This window comes from Pseudomonas protegens CHA0, from assembly GCF_000397205.1.
GTDB lineage: Bacteria > Pseudomonadota > Gammaproteobacteria > Pseudomonadales > Pseudomonadaceae > Aquipseudomonas > Aquipseudomonas protegens.
In genome coordinates this window covers 350885-367160 of the sequence record NC_021237.1, presented here as the reverse complement: position 1 = coordinate 367160, position 16276 = coordinate 350885, and the positions used below count along the sequence as shown (strand labels likewise).

Annotated in this window: 13 protein-coding genes; 6 read left to right on the top strand and 7 right to left on the bottom strand. The window is 63.5% G+C overall.

Features of this window, described 5'->3' with window-relative positions; genetic code table 11:
* Window positions 1-54: 54 nt before the first annotated feature.
* From PFLCHA0_RS01595 to PFLCHA0_RS01585, 3 genes are all read right to left on the bottom strand, one after another.
* Window positions 55-1341 carry an OprD family porin gene (locus PFLCHA0_RS01595; RefSeq protein ID WP_015633793.1) on the bottom strand — a complete coding sequence of 429 codons (1287 nt, stop codon included), beginning with the start codon at window positions 1339-1341 and terminating at the stop codon, window positions 55-57.
* Window positions 1342-1579: 238 nt separating this feature from the next.
* Window positions 1580-1969, bottom strand: coding sequence for a nuclear transport factor 2 family protein (locus tag PFLCHA0_RS01590; protein ID WP_015633792.1), 390 nt, complete (start codon window positions 1967-1969; stop codon window positions 1580-1582).
* 27 nt (window positions 1970-1996) lie between these two features.
* Entirely contained in the window at window positions 1997-2692 is a 696-nt protein-coding gene (locus tag PFLCHA0_RS01585; protein ID WP_015633791.1) for a DsbA family protein, read from the bottom strand.
* A gap of 262 nt (window positions 2693-2954) precedes the next feature.
* On the opposite strand from PFLCHA0_RS01585, the gene PFLCHA0_RS01580 reads away from it, so the two are divergent.
* Window positions 2955-5054 carry a TonB-dependent receptor gene (locus PFLCHA0_RS01580; protein WP_015633790.1) on the top strand — a complete coding sequence of 700 codons (2100 nt, stop codon included), beginning with the start codon at window positions 2955-2957 and terminating at the stop codon, window positions 5052-5054.
* A gap of 81 nt (window positions 5055-5135) precedes the next feature.
* Here PFLCHA0_RS01580 and PFLCHA0_RS01575 read toward each other — a convergent pair whose 3' ends face one another.
* The 4 genes from PFLCHA0_RS01575 to PFLCHA0_RS01560 form a co-directional block, all read right to left on the bottom strand.
* Entirely contained in the window at window positions 5136-5336 is a 201-nt protein-coding gene (locus PFLCHA0_RS01575) for a hypothetical protein (protein ID WP_011058687.1), read from the bottom strand.
* Window positions 5337-5580: 244 nt separating this feature from the next.
* On the bottom strand, window positions 5581-6687 hold the full coding sequence (gene aguA / locus PFLCHA0_RS01570; protein WP_015633789.1) for an agmatine deiminase: 1107 nt from the start codon (window positions 6685-6687) through the stop codon (window positions 5581-5583).
* A gap of 5 nt (window positions 6688-6692) precedes the next feature.
* Window positions 6693-7571, bottom strand: a complete 879-nt coding sequence (gene aguB / locus PFLCHA0_RS01565; protein ID WP_015633788.1) for an N-carbamoylputrescine amidase — start codon at window positions 7569-7571, stop codon at window positions 6693-6695.
* 269 nt (window positions 7572-7840) lie between these two features.
* Entirely contained in the window at window positions 7841-10759 is a 2919-nt protein-coding gene (locus PFLCHA0_RS01560) for an aminotransferase (protein WP_015633787.1), read from the bottom strand.
* A 239-nt stretch (window positions 10760-10998) separates the two neighbouring features.
* Between PFLCHA0_RS01560 and rfbB the strand changes: the two genes are divergently transcribed.
* From rfbB to PFLCHA0_RS01535, 5 genes are read left to right on the top strand one after another with little or no spacing between them, the layout of a single operon-like run.
* Window positions 10999-12081, top strand: coding sequence for a dTDP-glucose 4,6-dehydratase (gene rfbB / locus PFLCHA0_RS01555; protein ID WP_015633786.1), 1083 nt, complete (start codon window positions 10999-11001; stop codon window positions 12079-12081).
* Complete coding sequence (gene rfbA / locus PFLCHA0_RS01550) at window positions 12078-12953, top strand: glucose-1-phosphate thymidylyltransferase RfbA (RefSeq protein ID WP_015633785.1); 876 nt, start codon at window positions 12078-12080, stop codon at window positions 12951-12953. The genes rfbB and rfbA overlap by 4 nt, the downstream gene beginning before the upstream one ends.
* The gene (gene rfbC, locus PFLCHA0_RS01545) at window positions 12950-13495 is read left to right on the top strand and encodes a dTDP-4-dehydrorhamnose 3,5-epimerase (protein WP_015633784.1); all 546 of its coding nucleotides are present in this window, start codon (window positions 12950-12952) and stop codon (window positions 13493-13495) included. The genes rfbA and rfbC overlap by 4 nt, the downstream gene beginning before the upstream one ends.
* The gene (rfbD, locus tag PFLCHA0_RS01540) at window positions 13492-14373 is read left to right on the top strand and encodes a dTDP-4-dehydrorhamnose reductase (protein ID WP_015633783.1); all 882 of its coding nucleotides are present in this window, start codon (window positions 13492-13494) and stop codon (window positions 14371-14373) included. Before rfbC ends, rfbD begins: the two co-directional genes overlap by 4 nt.
* 34 nt (window positions 14374-14407) lie before the next feature.
* Window positions 14408-16216: a sensor histidine kinase gene (locus PFLCHA0_RS01535; RefSeq protein ID WP_011058679.1), complete on the top strand. Its 1809-nt coding sequence runs from the start codon at window positions 14408-14410 to the stop codon at window positions 16214-16216.
* The last annotated feature ends 60 nt before the right edge of the window (window positions 16217-16276 follow it).

The following is a 16276-nucleotide window of genomic DNA, read 5'->3' as shown; positions in this document are numbered from 1 at the left end:
AGTCGGGGCTTTTTCCATTGCGCCACCTGAAGTCAGGCGGTGATCAGGCGTTCATCAGAACACGTTGATCGGGTAGTCGACGAACACACGCAGTTCGTTGCCGCCCACGTTGTACTCGGAAGACTTCTGCGAAACGCGCAGTACCGAGCTGCGTACTTTCACGCTCAGGTCTTTGGCTGGGCCACTCTGTACTACGTACTTGAACTGGTTGAAGATTTCCCGCTCGCTGCCGCCGGTGGAGGTCGAGGTGGTGATGTTGTCGCCACGCACGTAGGCCACGTTATAGGTCAGGCCCGGTACGCCGAAGGCGCCGAAGTCCAGACCGTAGCCCAGCTGCCAGCTGCGCTCGTCTTCGGCGTTGAAGTCGGACCAGTAGGAGTTGGCCAGGTAGATGGTGTTGCCGCCATCGCCCACGCGGTTCTGACCGCGCTGGTAGCCGCCGTAGGCATAGCCCAGGTGGCTGTCGCCGGTGCTGCGCTGGTGCGCCAGGGTGAAGGAGTGCGGGCCCATGGCGTAGGTGGCTGCCAGGCTCCAGATCTTGTTGTCTTCGCCGCCGGCTTTAGCCTTCTCGGCGTAGGACTTGTCCAGCTCGGTACGGTAGCCGTTGAAGTCCAGGGTCAGGGACTGGTCAGTGGCCAGCGGGAACACGTAGTTCAGGTTGATGTACTGCTTCTTCAGCACGTCTTCGACGTCGGAAGCGTACAGCGCGCCCTTGAACTGCTCGGTGAACTGGTAGCTACCGCCCAATACGTTGATCGACTTCAGGCCACCACTGTCACGGCCTTCGGCGCTCTTGCGCGATTCGGCGGTGAAGTGACCGGCGTTCAGCTCCAGGCCCTTGATCTCCTTGGAGGTGATCAGGGTACCGGTGTAGCTTTCCGGCAGCAGGCGCGAGTTGTCGTAGTTCAGCACCGGCAGGGCCGGCATCTGGTCACCGTAGGTCAGCACAGTGTTGGAGAAACGGAACTTGACTGCAGCACCGGCCTTGGCCAGGTCGTCTGCAGCGCTACCGCTGTCACCCTGCTTGAAGAAGTCGATGCCGCCGGCACCGCTGCGACCCTTGCCGCCGTCCAGGCGCAGTGCGTACAGGCCGAAGGCGTCAACGCCCACGCCCACGGTGCCTTGGGTGAAGCCCGAGGAGAAGGTGCCGATGAAACCCTGGCCCCATTCAGCCTTGTCCGGGTTGCCATCTTTGTAGTCACGGTTGATGTAAGCGTTGCGCAACAGCACTTTCAGGCTGCTGTCTTCAACAAAACCCTTGGCGTCGGCCTGGCCGTCGGCCATGGCCTGTGTTGCGCTCAAAATCCCCAGTGCAACCAAGCAGATCCGCTGTTTAAACATTTTATTTTCCTTATTACGGGTTGGTGACGCGCTGTGAGCTCCGCGGCTATGGCGATTGAACGCTCTTCTACCGTTGAAACAAAAAAGCCCGACCGCGGGTGAGCACGGTGGGCCTTTTATTATTCTGAAATATGGCTCCTGGCCACAGGCGTTGGGGCGAATCCTATCTGCGCCTTTAACAACGTGTCAATTTCGTGAATCGTCTTTGAATAGCTGAAAATATTCTAAGAACTGCGGGCTAGAGCATTGCCAGCTGCACACTGTGACTGTCCACGAATTGTTCGAAGTGGGTGACCTTGCCATCTTTAAGTGTCCACAAGTGAGCCACCCGTACATCGATCGGTTTGCCCGAGGCCTTGTAGACGCCCTGGTAATTGCCATAGGCGAACACCTTGTCGCCCTGGGCCACATAGTTCTCGACCTTGAAGGTGAAGTCCTGCCATTCCGAGCCCAGGCGCTTGAAGACGTGCTCCAGCACCGCCTCGAACCCTATGTAGGTGCCGGCATAGGGAAAGCCTGCCGCCTCGGTCCAGCGGGCATCGGGGGCCAGGGCCGCTGCGGTGTTGCGCGCATTTTCCTGGGAGTTGGCACCTTCGTAGGTGCTCTTGATCAACGCTAGGTTATCCATGGGTGACTCCACGCAGGTCAGGTGAGTTCAGGGTGTGCAACCGTCCAGGCCACAGGCCTGGACCACGCCATCGTGAGGGCCGCTATCGGCGCCCAGGGAGGTCTTCAGCCAGTCGGCGAAGGCCTCGGGTTTGCCCAGCCAGGGGCTGATGTCGAGCAACTGGTAACGACCATCGCGCTCCAGCACCAGGGTCGGGAAGCCTTGCCCGCCGACCTTGGCCAACAGCGCCCGGCTGGCCTTTATATGGTTGTCCAGTTCATGGGCCACCGCCTGGTCGAAGGCCGCCTCGAAGGCGACCGGGGCAAACCCCTGGGCCTGCGCCAGCTCCAGCAGCACCTGCCGGTCGGCGATCCTGCGTCCTTCCAGATAATGCGCCGTCTGCAACCGGCCCAGAAATTCCAGGCCCCGCCCTTCCATAGCCTGGGCCGCCAGTACGGCGGCAATCGGCGGCGCCGAGTCGAAGGTGGCCGTCTCATCCCGCAGCAGGCCCTCGAAATAGGCCTGGCCAAAAGGCTGCCCGGTGTACTCGGCGATCCGCCGGTCATGGGGCATGACGTAATCGCGCAGTTGCGGCGAGACCGGCTGGCGGTTGCGCCCGGTCATCATGCCGCCGGCATGGGCCACCACCGGCACCACCGCCTGGGCGGCCTGCACCAGCGGCTTGGCACCGTAGCACCAGCCGCACAGGGGATCATAAATATAGTGAAGGGTGGCCAAGGACATATCTGGGCTCCAGCAAGGTCTTGAAAATTCGATGTCACGCAGACTAGGCCGCGCGCGCCAAGGGAAAAACCTCGAATTGGCTTTTAGTCTGTTGCTGTAACCGGTCGAATCCGTCTGTTTAGCCTCAGTATGTGAACCGATACCTGAAAGATACATTCAGAAACAAATAGCCAGGGGAGCTTATTAGGGAATATTTAACATCTGGTAATGGCAAGCATTACCATTCGCGCCCTCGAATTTCCCCTTCTCGGATGCGTTTCAGATGCCTGCCCATTTCCGCCTCATGCCCCTGTCCCTGGGTCTTTGCACCCTGCTGGCCAACGGTTTTGCCTGCGCTGCCAGCACTACCCTGCCGATGACCTCCATCAGTGCCGAGGCCGAAGCCGACCCCGATGACCCTCGCGTCAAGGAAGTCAGCACTGCAACCCGTACCTCGACCCCGGCGCGCTACGTGCCCCAGGCCATCGACACAATCAAGACCGCCAACGTGCTGGACTACGGCGTCAACGACCTGGGCAGCGCCCTGAGTGGCATTCCCAACGTCAGCAGCGGCTCGGACACGCGCTTCGACAGCCTGCGGATCCGCGGCTTCGATGCCAGTAACGACTTCTACCTGGACGGCATCCGCGACGACAGCCAATACGTGCGCGACCTGCACAACATCGAGCGCATCGAAGTGCTCAAGGGCCCGGCGGCAGTGCTCTACGGCCGTGGCAGCCAGGGCGGGATCATCAACCGGGTGAGCAAGCTGCCGGAATTCGGCCGCCGCTCCAGCGTCGAAGTCCAGGGCGGCAGCCAGGACCTGCGCAGCCTGTATGCCGACCTCAGCGCCGACCCGACAGAGAACGTCAGCCTGCGCCTGAACCTGGGCAACGAGGACCGGAACAGTTTCCGCAAAGGCGTCAGCGGCAACCGCCAATTGTTCGCCCCGTCCATGAGCTGGCAACTGACCCCGGACCTGAACTGGCTGGTGCAGTACGAATACAGCCGCTACAACCGCACCCCGGACCGCGGCATCCCCGGGGTCAATGGACGCCCGGCGGACGTCAGCCGCGACACCACCTACGGCGATCACCGCGACTACATCGACGACAAGTCCCAGTCCCTGCGCTCCAAGCTGAGCTACGAGCTCAGCGAGAACTGGCAACTGCGCCACACCCTGGGGGTATTCAAGCTCGACAGCGACTTCGACAACACCTACCAGACCGGCTACAACGCCACGACGGGCAAGGTCCAACGCCAACGCTGGCAGCAAGACCTGAAGACCCGCAACGTCTACAACAACACCGAACTGGAGGGCCGTTTCGACACCTTCGGCCTGGAACATCGCCTGCTCACCGGCCTGGAGCTCGGCAGCCAGCGCCGCGACCCGATCCTCTACAACGCCACCACTTCCGGGCCGGGCAGCCAGGCGGTGCCCGCCGTCGACCTGTACAACCCCAACCCGTACCAGAGCCACACCGGCCGCATGCAGGTCTCCAGCAACAACCACACCGAGGTCGAAAGCCGGGCCCTCTATGTGCAGGACCAATTGCGCCTGAGCGATCAATGGCAATTGCTCGCCGGCCTGCGCTACGACAACTTCGATGTGCAGACCAGCAACCGCAAGAACGGGCTCTCCGAAAGCCGCGAAAGCCACAGCGTCAGCCCGCGCCTGGGGGTGGTCTGGACGCCGCTGGAGCACCACTCGTTCTATGCCTCGTGGAGCAAGTCGTTCTCACCGGTGGGCGGCGGCCTGATCGGCATCACCCCGAACGCCGCCGGTAACGGCAACGACCTGAGCCCTGAGCTCACCCGGCAGAAGGAAGTCGGAGTCAAGAGCGACTGGCTGGACGAACGCCTGAGCACCACCCTGGCGGTGTATGAGCTGGAGCTCTACAACCGTCGCACCTCCGATCCGCAAGACCGCAGCATCACCCTGCTCACCGGGCTGCAACGCTCCCGCGGCATCGAGCTGACGGGCACCGGCAAGATCGTCGGCAACTGGTACCTGCGCGGCGGCATCGGCCTGCAGGACGCCGTGGTGGTCAAGGACAACAACGGCTTCGAAGACAAGCGCGTGAACAACGTCGCCAAGCGCAATGGCAGCCTGTTCATCACCTGGAAACCGGAACTGGGCTGGTACGCCGAGACCGGCCTGACCCTGGTCGGCGACCGCTTCGCCGATAGCAGCAACACCGTGGCGCTGCCCGGTTATGGCCGCTGGGACGCCCTGGCCGGTTACCGGCACAAGGACTGGGACGTACGCGCTGCGCTGAACAATATCGCCGACCGCGAGTACTACAGTTCCGCCACCAGCGCCTTCCAGATCCAGCCGGGCGACCCTCGCAGCCTGGTGGTCACCGGCAACTACCGCTTCTGACACCCGGACGCCCGGCATCTGAATGCCAGGCAAAAAAAAGCGCTGCCATCCCGGCAGCGCTTCGCACAATCCCTTGTTTGTCTATCCTTTCACCACATCCCACAACGCCTGCAGTTCCGCCTCGCTGAGCAATCCAGCGGGGTAACGCTCAATGATGATCCGGCGCGGATCAGGTTCCCTGATCTGACGCGTTCCATTGGACTTCAACCACTGGGCCAGCACCTGCAGCGACTCGTTATTCATTGCCAAGGGATGGGACGCCCGCTCGCTGACCATGTTCATTCCAGCGCTCTCCTGGTATCTGAGCGGCCTAACTTATCCAAGCTTTATGACAGAACAACACCGTTCTCCATGTCTCAGAATCACGCCAGGAGAGATACAAGAGCTATGCCAATGTGCCACCCGTGCCGATATACGGCCATGAAAAAGCCCGCGGCCTGTCTAGGCTGCGGGCTGGCTGGCGAAGCTCAGGCCATGGGCCGGGCCGGCACCGGCAAACAACCGGCATCGGCTGTTACAACGGCACTCAAATCCGCTGTGGCGCGGGCTGTTGCTGGGTAAGGCAGTGGATATTGCCGCCCCCCAGTAACAGTTCACGGCCCGGCACCATCACCACTTCGTGCTCGGGAAACAGCTGCTGCAGGATGGCCTTGGCCTGGGCGTCCATCGGGTCGTCAAAGCTGGGCGCGATGATCCCGCCATTGACGATCAGGAAGTTCACGTAGGAACCCGCCAGGCGCACCGAAGGGTTGCGCTCCTGGCTGCCCTCTACCGCGTCGACCCCGGCGCATTCCTCTTCGGTGGCGTACAAGGGGCCGGGAATCGGCATCTTGTGCACCTTGAAGGTGCGGCCCTTGGCGTCACGGGTGTTTTCCAGCACCTGCAGGGCGGCCTGGCAACGCGGGTAGTTCGGGTCCTGGGGGTCGTCGGTCCAGGCCAGCAGCACTTCGCCCGGGCGCACATAGCAGCAGAAGTTATCCACATGGCCGTCGGTTTCGTCGTTGTACAGGCCGTCCGGCAGCCAGACGATCTGCTCCACCGCTAGATGCTCGCGCAGTACCGCCTCGATCTCTTCGCGGGACAGGTGCGGGTTGCGGTTGTGGTTGAGCAGGCATTCCTCGGTGGTGATCAGGGTGCCTTCGCCATCGACGTGGATCGAGCCACCTTCGAGCACGAAGCCCTCGGTGTGGTACTCCTGGCAACGTTCGATTTCCAGCACCTTGCTGGCGACCTGCTCGTCGCGGTTCCACGGCGAATACAGGCCGCCTTCGAAGCCGCCCCAGGCGTTGAATCCCCAGTGCACGCCGCGCACTTCGCCGCTGGCGTTGATGACGAAAGTCGGGCCGGTGTCGCGGACCCAGGCGTCGTCGCTGGACATTTCCACCACACGGATATTGGGCACGTCCAGGCGTGCCCGGGCGTTTTCATACTGGGCCGCGGACACCGCTACGGTCACCGGTTCAAAGCGCGCGATGGCCTTGGCCACCGCGGCATGGGCGGCCTGCGCCGGCTTGCCGCCCAGGCGCCAGTTGTCCGGGCGCTCGGGCCAGATCATCCAGGCCTGGGTCTGGGTCGCCCATTCGGCGGGCATGTAGAAACCGTCGGCGCGCGGCGTGCTGTGCAAAGTGCTCATAGTGTTCAGGACTCCAGGGAACCGTCGAGGGTTTTCAGCGCGCCATAGAGGTTCGGACGACGGTCACGGAAACTGCCCCAGGCGCTGCGGATGTGCTCGAGCTCGTCGAGGTCGAAGCTGTGCACAAGGATACCTTCTTCAGTTTGGTTGAGCTCCTGAACCTTCTCGCCGAACTGATTGGCGATGAAGGACGAGCCGTAGAAGGTGATGTCGTAGCCGTCCTGCTCTTCGTTGCCGATGCGGTTGCTGGCGATCAGCGGCATCAGGTTGGCCCCGGCATGGCCCTGCTGCACCCGCTGCCAGTGGTCGCGGGAGGAAATTGTCTGGTCGTGGGGCTCGCTGCCGATGGCGGTGGGGTAGAAGAGAAGCTCCGCGCCTTGCAGGGCCATGCTGCGGGCGCACTCGGGGAACCACTGGTCCCAGCAGATGCCCACGCCGATCTTCGCGTAGCGGGTGTTCCATACCTTGAAGCCGGTATCGCCCGGGTTGAAGTAGTACTTTTCGTGGTAGCCGGGGCCATCCGGGATGTGGCTTTTCCGATAAATCCCGAGGTTGCTGCCATCGGCATCGATGATCGCGATGCTGTTGAAACGCGCCCGCCCGGCCAGCTCGTAGAAGCTGATGGGCAGCACCACTTGCAGCTCCCTGGCGACTTTCTGGAAGTGCGCGATGGCGGCGTTGCTGTCCACCGTGGTGGCCAGTTGCAGGTAATCCGGATTGGGCTTCTGGCAGAAGTAAGGCGCCTCGAACAGTTCCTGGATCAGGATGATCTGCGCCCCCTTGGCCGCGGCTTCGCGTACCAGTTTCTCAGCGGTTTCGAGGTTGGCCTCAAGGTCCCAGGAACAGGCCATCTGGGTAGCGGCGACGGTAACGGTACGGCTCATGGATCAACTCCTGGGCAAGGCGAAGCGGTCGATGACAACGGACACAAGGCACCGGGCACGGCGAGGCCGGGCCTGGATATGGCCACTTTATATCCGATAAATATCGACTTTAAAAGCTGAAAAACTATTAGCCACGATAAATTACCGACAAAAAGCCGATAACAATCGAATTATCAAGAAACGTATTCGCCGGCAAGCCGGCTCCTACCAAGCGTTGCAGGAGCCGGCCTGCCGGCGAATGGAGGTCAACGCAAAGCAGAGCCCTGCGCCTACAGCTCTTCGCTCAACACCTTGGCCAGCATGTCGACGAAGAAATCCACGCTCTGGCGAGTCGTGACCATCGGCGGCTTGATCTTGAGGATGTTCAGGTGATCGCCGGTAGGTTGCATGAAAATCCCCAGCTCGCGCAGGCGTTCGCACAGCAGGGTGGTTTCCTCGGTGGCCGGTTCCAGGGTGGCGTGATCGCGGATCAGTTCCAGCCCAAGGTAGAAACCGGAACCATGCACCGCTCCCACCAGCGGGTGGTTTTCCTTGAGCGCCTCCAGGCGCTGCCGGAAGTGTTCACCGACCACCTGGGCGTTTTCCCAGAGTTTCTCTTCCTGCATCACGTCCAGCACCGCAATGCCGATGCGGCAACTGACCGGGCTGCCGCCGGACGAGGAGAAGAAATAGCCTTCGGCCTCCAGCGCTTCGGCGATTTCCCGCCGGGTGATCACCGCACCCAGGGGCTGGCCGTTGCCCATGCCCTTGGCCATGGTGATGATGTCCGGGGTCACGCCCTGCTCCTCGAAGCCCCAGAAGAACTGGCCCATGCGCCCGTAGCCGACCTGGATCTCGTCGGCGATGCACACCCCGCCCCGAGCCCGCACCCGCTCGTAGACCTGCTGCAGGTAGCCCGGTGGCAGCGAAATCCCTCCGGCGTTGCCATACACGGGTTCGCAGATGAAACCGGCCAGCTGGCGTTGCTGCTCATCCAGCTTGTGCAGTTGCTGGTCGACGCTGCGCAGGTAGTGCGGGGTGCTGTCCTGGCCGCGGAACTCGCCGCGATAGGTGTTGGGCGCGGTCACCGGGTGCACCCACTCCGGACGGCTGGTGAGGGCCTGGGGGTTGTCGGCGATGGAGGTGGACACTGCGTCAGCCGCCACCGACCAGCCGTGGTAGGCCTCCAGCACACTGAGCATGTCGCGCCCGCCGCTGTAGGCCCAGGCCAGGCGGATCGCCAGGTCATTGGCCTCGGTGCCGCTGTTGACCAGGAACACCCGGTCCATGGAATCCGGTGCCAGGGCCAGCAGGCGCTCGGAGAACTCGGCGATCGCCGCATAGTGGAAACGCGAGTTGGTGTTGAGCAGCGACCATTGCCGCGCCGCTTCAGCGGCCATGCGCGGGTGACCGTGGCCCAGCACCGCGACGTTGTTGAGCATGTCCAGGTAGGAACGCCCCTGCATGTCGATCAAGTGGTTGCGCCAGCCGCGCTCGATCCGCGGCGGATCGACGTAATAGTGCTTCTGCGAGCGGGCAAAACTGGCGTCACGACGCTCCAGCAGGGTTTGCGGATCCAGTTCCGGCTCGGCATCGCAGGCCAGCCCCAGCAGCGCCGCCGGCGAGGGGCAAAGGGCTTGCCAGGCCGGGGCTCGGGACGGTGTACAGAACAGCGGCGGACCCAGTTCGGCAGCCCGACACAGCTGCACCTTGAGCCGACCATCCGCCGCCACGGCGCCCAGCACCTGGCCCTTGACCAGCGCCGCTCCCGGCTGCAACGAAGGCTCGACGCCCCACAGGTGCACACTCAGGGTCGGGCCATCGAGGCGCAACAGGCCTTGCTCGGCACGGTGCAGGACCCCGGCGAACGGCGCTTCCACAGCGGTGCCTGGCGGCACTTGCAGTTGTACATGCAAGGGGCAGGTCGAGGGTTCCTCGGCGCTATCGGGACGGGTCTGCGACAGGCGGTACTGTCCATAGCGGCTGGCTGCCAGGCCATGGGCGGCGCCGGCTTCGGCCAACAGGCGATCGTCGATCCCCGGCTGCTCCCAATTGCCCGCCTCGAAGTGCGGGCTGAGCACGCCCAGGTCGATCAGGGCGAATTCGCGCCCCACCAGGCTCGGCAACAGCGGGGCGAACCCCTCACCACCGATGGCAGGCAGTGCGTGCCCGACAGCGGTGAGAATCGCCGCCTCCATGAACTCGAACGACACCGAGTTGGCGACCTGGAAAATCTCCCACTCGTGGCTCAGGTTGGCACGGCTGTAGGCATTGCCCGGGTCGATGCTGACCTGCTGCTCGCCACTGAGCACCAGCACCGCCGCCCGGGCCACGATCAGAGGCCAGAGCGCCAGCAGTTCCGCACGTTGCAACGGGTTGACCTGATGGTAGGCCTGGATCGCCGGGAGGATGCGCAGCGGGTCGCCCTCGGCGTGATGCAGCAGCGCCGCGCAGGTCACCGACAGGTCGGTGATGCGCCAGGTGCGGATCAGGTCGCCGAAATCGATCACCCCCTGCACCTGCCAGTGCCGTGCTTCATCCCGCTGCCAGACCACGTTGTCATCGGTGATGTCCATATGGATGGCCTGCACCGGCAGTTGCTCCAGCAGCGGATGCAGGCGGCGCTCGGCGCGTTGCGCGGCGCTGGCGATCACCGCTCGTTGCTGCGGGTCGGCAATGATCGGCAGCAGATGCCCGATCAATGCCTGGGCATGCCGGGCGTCCCATTGCAGGGTGCGCTCCAGGCCCGGATGCTCGAAATCCGCCAGGGCCAGGTCCATCTGCCCGCACAGCCGGCCCAGGCCCGCCACCAGCTCGCCGCCCAGGTGCGGCAGCTGGGTCAGGGAGCGGCCTTCTATATAGTCCAGCAGGCGCACGTGCAGCGCTTGCCCGGCGATCTCCAGGGACAGCAGGTCCGCGCCGTTTGTCGCCGGGATGACCCTGGGCACTCGCAGCTCCGGGTGCTGTTGCAGATGCTTGAGGCCGGCGTGCTGCGCCTGCAACTCCAGGACCGAGTAGTCGCCGCGGCAGATCTTCAGGACAAACCGCCCCTGGGGGCTGTCGACGCGATAGTTGAGGTCTTGCTGGCTGCCCAGCGAGTGCAGGGTGCCGTGCAGGCCGTAGTGGCTTTCCAGCAACTCCAGCGCTTGCTGCGCTAAGACTTGCGGGCTGGGCAGACTGGCACGGTGGATCAAGGTGGCGAGCAACATACAACGACCCCTGGAATTGTTATAGGGCGCTTATATCGCCACTGCGCAAGTTAATGCGCAACCCCAAAGCGCACAGGCAAGACCAGAGCCTTGCCTGCTGTAAACTTCGGCCGGCGAAATTTCCGACGGTTCGCAGAGCAATCAAGCGGTTGTTGCTATTGCACCCTAGGCGTCCTATCGACAAGCTATGCTGCATTCGTCGCAGCAAATGACCGTTTTCAAGGATACAGGCCCCAAATATGCGCATTCTCGTTACCGGCGGAGCCGGTTTTATCGGCTCGGCCCTGGTCCGCCATCTGCTTCAGCACACGGAACACGAAGTGCTGAACCTGGACAAACTGACCTACGCAGGCAACCTGGAATCGCTGCACAGCATCGCCAGCAACAGCCGCTATGAGTTCGTCAAGGCCGATATCGTCGACCAGGCCACCGTCAGCGCCGTGCTGGCGCGCTTCCAGCCCCACGCGATCATGCACCTGGCTGCCGAGTCCCATGTCGACCGCTCCATCGACGGGCCGTCCGACTTCATCCAGACCAATATCGTCGGCACCTACAGCCTGCTGGAAGCGACCCGCGCCTACTGGCACACATTGCCCGAGGCGGAAAAAGCCGCTTTCCGTTTCCACCATATTTCCACCGATGAGGTCTATGGCGACCTGCATGGCGTCGATGACCTGTTCACCGAAACCACGCCCTACGCCCCCAGCTCGCCCTACTCCGCCAGCAAGGCCGCATCCGACCACCTGGTCCGCGCCTGGCAGCGTACCTATGGGCTGCCGGTGCTGATCACCAACTGCTCCAACAACTACGGCCCGTTCCACTTCCCCGAAAAGCTGATTCCGCTGGTGATCCTCAACGCCCTGGCAGGCAAACCGCTGCCGGTGTACGGCAACGGCCTGCAGGTGCGCGACTGGCTGTATGTCGAGGATCACGCCCGGGCCCTGTTCAAGGTGATGACCGAAGGCACGGTCGGCGAGACCTACAACATCGGCGGCCACAACGAGCAGAAGAACATCGACGTGGTACGCGGCATCTGCAGCCTGCTGGAAGAGCTGGCCCCGCAGAAACCCCAGGGCGTGGCTCACTACGCCGACCTCATCACCTTCGTCCAGGACCGCCCCGGCCACGATCTGCGCTACGCCATCGACGCCGGCAAGATCGAGCGCGAGCTGGGCTGGGTTCCGGAAGAAACCTTCACCAGTGGCCTGCGCAAGACCGTGCAGTGGTACCTGGAAAACCTCGAGTGGTGCCGCCGGGTACAAGACGGCAGCTACCAGGGCCAACGCCTGGGTTCCACCGACATCAAGGATCTGATTGCATGATCAAAGGCATTGTTCTGGCGGGCGGCTCCGGCACCCGTCTGCACCCCATCACCCTCGGTGTGTCCAAGCAGCTGCTGCCAATCTACGACAAGCCGATGATCTACTACCCGATCTCGGTACTGATGCTGGCCGGCATCCAGGACATCCTGATCATCTCCACCCCCCAGGACCTGCCGCAATACCGCAACCTGCTGGGTGACGGCAGCCAGTTCGGCGTGCGTTTTTGCTACGCCGAACAGCCTTCGCCGGATGGCCTGGCCCAGGCCTTCCTGATTGGCGAGGAGTTCATCGGCAATGACCCGGTGTGCCTGATCCTGGGCGACAACATCTTCCACGGCCAGTACTTCGGCGAACAGCTGCGCGATGCCGCCAAGCGCACCAGCGGCGCCACGGTGTTCGGCTACTGGGTCAAGGACCCGGAGCGTTTCGGGGTCATCGACTTCGACAGCGAGGGCCGTGCCCTGTCCATCGAAGAGAAACCCAAGAAGCCGAAGTCCAGCTACGCGGTCACCGGCCTGTATTTCTACGACAATGACGTGGTGCAGATTGCCAGGGACGTCAAGCCTTCGCCCCGGGGCGAACTGGAGATCACCGACGTCAACAACGCCTACCTTAAGCGTGGCGACCTGCACGTGGAGCGTTTTGGCCGGGGCTTTGCCTGGCTCGACACCGGCACCCACGACAGCCTGCTGGAGGCCTCGCAATACGTGCAGACCATCGAGCATCGCCAGGGCCTGAAAGTCGCCTGTCTGGAAGAGATCGCCTATGAGAACCGCTGGATCAGCCGCGAGCACCTGCTGGAGCGCGCCGCTTACTTCGGCAAGACCGGCTATGGCCAGTACCTGTTCACTCTGGCGGGGGAGACCCAATGAACATCATTCAGACAGAGCTCACCGGTGTACTGATTATCGAGCCCAAGGTCTTTGGCGACGAGCGTGGCTTCTTCTACGAGAGCTTCAATGCCAAGGCCTTTGAAGAGGCCACCGGCTTGCAGAAGAGCTTTGTACAGGACAATCACTCGCGATCCGTCAAGAACGTCCTGCGTGGTCTGCACTACCAGATTGAGCACCCGCAGGGAAAACTGGTCCGGGTGATTGCCGGCGAGGTTCTGGACGTAGCCGTCGATATCCGGCGCAGCTCCCCGAACTTTGGCCGTTGGGCAAGTGTTCGCCTGTCTGCACATAACAATCGCCAACTATGGATTCCCGAAGGGTTCGCCCATGGCTTCGTAGTACTCAGCGACGCTGCCGAGTTTCTCTACAAGACCACCGATTACTACACGCCTTCTGCTGAACGTTGCATCAGCTGGGACGATCCGACCCTGGCGATCAACTGGCAGTTGCAGGATATGCCAACGCTCTCGGCCAAGGACCAGAAAGGTAAAAGCCTAGAAGAGGCCGATCTGTTCCCATGAACGCTCCTCTGAAAATCCTTATCAGCGGCCAGCACGGCCAGGTCTCCCGGGAGCTGCAGCAGCGCCTCGGCGACCTCGGTGAGCTGGTGGTCCTGGGTCGTGAGCAACTGGACCTGAGCCACCCGGAACAGATCCGCCAGCAAGTGCGCGCCATTCGCCCGGACCTGATCATCAATGCCGCCGCCCACACCGCCGTCGACCAGGCCCAGAGCGAGCCGGAGCTGGCTTTTGCGATCAACGCCACGGCCCCCGGGATCTTCGCCCAGGAAGCCTTCGAGCTGGGTGTGCCGCTGATTCACTACTCCACCGACTACGTGTTCGATGGCAGCAAGGAAACGCCCTATGTGGAGGACGACGAGCCCAACCCGCTGAGTGTCTACGGCGAGAGCAAGCTGGCCGGCGAACGGGCGATCCGGCTGGTCCAGGGCCAGCATTTGATCCTGCGCACCAGTTGGGTCTACTCCAGCCATGGCAAGAACTTCCTGCTGACCATGCAGCGCCTGCTGCAGGAAAAACCCGAGCTGCGGGTGGTGGCCGACCAGATCGGCGCGCCCACCTGGGCCGGCACCATCGCCACCAGCACCCGGGCGCTGATCGAGCGTTGGCGAGCCGGGCAGCCCGGCGCCTGGGGCACCTACCACCTCACCGCCCACGGCGAGACTTCCTGGTTCGGCTTTGCCCAGGCCATCGGCGAGCAGTTGCTGGCCATGGACAAACCCTGCGCCGTCCTTGAAGCCATCCCTTCCAGCGCTTACCCGACACCGGCGCCGCGGCCGTTGAACTCGCGCCTGGACTGCAGCCGCCTGGCACGGGAGTGGGGCGTGGTCCAGCCGGACTGGCACACCGCATTGCGCGAGTGTCTTGCCGAGCAGGGCTAGGCATAATGCGCCTGTATCCACAGGCGCCTTTTCCATGACCCCACCCCTTCCCCGTCGCCCTCGCTGGCGCAGCCTGGCCTTGCTGGCACTGTGCCTGGCGCCGTTGCTGTGGCCGCTGGAGCATCTGGCGGAGCGCTACTACCGCAACGAGCTGACCAGCCAGAACCGCCAGACCCTCGACCTGTACGTGGCCAACCTGCTGGGCACCCTGCACCGCTACGAAGTGCTGCCGCAGATCCTCGGCGACTTGCCGGCACTGCGCGCGGTACTCGGCGCCCCGGACGATGGCGTGACCCAGGGCAACGCCAACCGCCTGCTGAAGAACATCAGTGCCCAGACCGGCGCCGAGGTGATGTACCTGATGGACACCAGCGGCAAGACCCTGGCGGCCTCCAACTGGGACAAGCACGACAGCTTCGTCGGTCGCAATTTCGCCTTCCGCCCCTATTTCAGCGAGGCCATGGCCGGGCGCCTGGGGCGCTTCTTCGGCCTGGGCACCACCTCGGCCAAGCGCGGTTACTTCTTTGCTGCCGCGGTGCGCGATGGCGAGCGGATCCTTGGCGTGCTGGTGGTCAAGGTCGACCTGGACCACACCGAAAGCCTGTGGGGCAAGACCCCGGAACAGCTGCTGATGACCGACCACAATGGCGTGGTGATCCTCACCTCGCGCCCGGAATGGCGCTTTCGCGCGACCCGGCCGCTGAGCGACGAGGAACGCCAGGCGATCGTCGCCATCCAGCCCTATCCGACTCGCGACCCAAGGCCGCTGAACCTCAACCCCAATGCCTGGCTGACCCAGACCCAGCAGATCGACGAAACCCGCTGGGCCGTGAGCATCCTCGCACCGCGCACTCTGATCGACCGGCCGGTGCGCACGGTAGTGGCCGTGGGCGCCGCCGCGCTGCTGGTGCTGATGCTGTTGCTCGGCCTGATGATGCAGCGCCGCCGCCACTACCTGGAGCGGATCGCCTTCGAAGCCAAGGCGCGGCGCGAGCTGGAGATGCGTGTGGCCGAGCGCACCAGCGACCTGGAAAGCCTCAACCGGCGCCTGAAGCAGGAAGTGCTGGAGCGCGAAACCGCCCAGCAGGAACTGGTGCGGGCCCAGGACAACCTGGTCCAGGCCGGCAAGCTCTCGGCTCTGGGCACCATGTCGGCCAGCATCAGCCACGAGCTCAACCAGCCCCTGGCGGCGATCCGCAGCTATGCCGAGAACGCCGAAGTGCTGCTGGACCACCAGCGCACCGACGACGCCCGAGGCAACCTCAAGCTGATCAGCGAACTGACCGGGCGCATGGCCTCGATCATTGCCCACCTGCGGGCCTTCGCCCGGCGCGATCACCACGCCCCGGAAAGCGTGGCCCTGCAACCGGCCCTGGACGACGCCCTGGCGCTACTGGCCAAGCGCCGCCGGGCCATGGAAGTGGAACTGATCCGCGACCTGCCGGCTGCCACCCTGTGGGTCGAAGCCGGGGAAACCCGCCTGCGCCAGGTGCTTGGCAATCTGCTGGCCAACGCCCTGGATGCCCTGACCGAAAAAGGCCCACCGCGCAAACTCTGGCTGAGTGCCGAATCCACCGCCACCGGCGTCAACCTGTACATTCGCGACAACGGTCCGGGCTTCTGCATGGAAGCGCTGGGTCGCGCCGGAGAGCCGTTCTACACCACCAAGACCCGTACTCAGGGCCTGGGCCTGGGGCTGGCCATCTGCGACACCCTGATGCGTGCCTTCGGTGGTGAACTGTCATTCGCCAACCACCGCGAAGGCGGGGCCCTGATCACCCTGCGCCTGCGGGCCGGGGCCCCCGGAGTCAGCCTGCAGCCCTCCGAGGACCGCGGGGTATGAAGCAGAGCGGCAACCCGATATCAACCCTGTCCGGCCCGGCGCTCCCGGCCCCGACACGAT

Coding starts and splice junctions, on each gene's coding strand:
- PFLCHA0_RS01580 (WP_015633790.1), top strand. CDS start 2,955: ATGCCTGCCCATTTCCGCCTCATGCCCCTGTCCCTGGGTCTTTGCACC.
- aguB (WP_015633788.1), bottom strand. CDS start 7,571: ATGAGCCGTACCGTTACCGTCGCCGCTACCCAGATGGCCTGTTCCTGG.
- aguA (WP_015633789.1), bottom strand. CDS start 6,687: ATGAGCACTTTGCACAGCACGCCGCGCGCCGACGGTTTCTACATGCCC.
- PFLCHA0_RS01595 (WP_015633793.1), bottom strand. CDS start 1,341: ATGTTTAAACAGCGGATCTGCTTGGTTGCACTGGGGATTTTGAGCGCA.
- PFLCHA0_RS01590 (WP_015633792.1), bottom strand. CDS start 1,969: ATGGATAACCTAGCGTTGATCAAGAGCACCTACGAAGGTGCCAACTCC.
- PFLCHA0_RS01560 (WP_015633787.1), bottom strand. CDS start 10,759: ATGTTGCTCGCCACCTTGATCCACCGTGCCAGTCTGCCCAGCCCGCAA.
- rfbA (WP_015633785.1), top strand. CDS start 12,078: ATGATCAAAGGCATTGTTCTGGCGGGCGGCTCCGGCACCCGTCTGCAC.
- rfbD (WP_015633783.1), top strand. CDS start 13,492: ATGAACGCTCCTCTGAAAATCCTTATCAGCGGCCAGCACGGCCAGGTC.
- PFLCHA0_RS01585 (WP_015633791.1), bottom strand. CDS start 2,692: ATGTCCTTGGCCACCCTTCACTATATTTATGATCCCCTGTGCGGCTGG.
- PFLCHA0_RS01575 (WP_011058687.1), bottom strand. CDS start 5,336: ATGAACATGGTCAGCGAGCGGGCGTCCCATCCCTTGGCAATGAATAAC.
- rfbC (WP_015633784.1), top strand. CDS start 12,950: ATGAACATCATTCAGACAGAGCTCACCGGTGTACTGATTATCGAGCCC.
- PFLCHA0_RS01535 (WP_011058679.1), top strand. CDS start 14,408: ATGACCCCACCCCTTCCCCGTCGCCCTCGCTGGCGCAGCCTGGCCTTG.
- rfbB (WP_015633786.1), top strand. CDS start 10,999: ATGCGCATTCTCGTTACCGGCGGAGCCGGTTTTATCGGCTCGGCCCTG.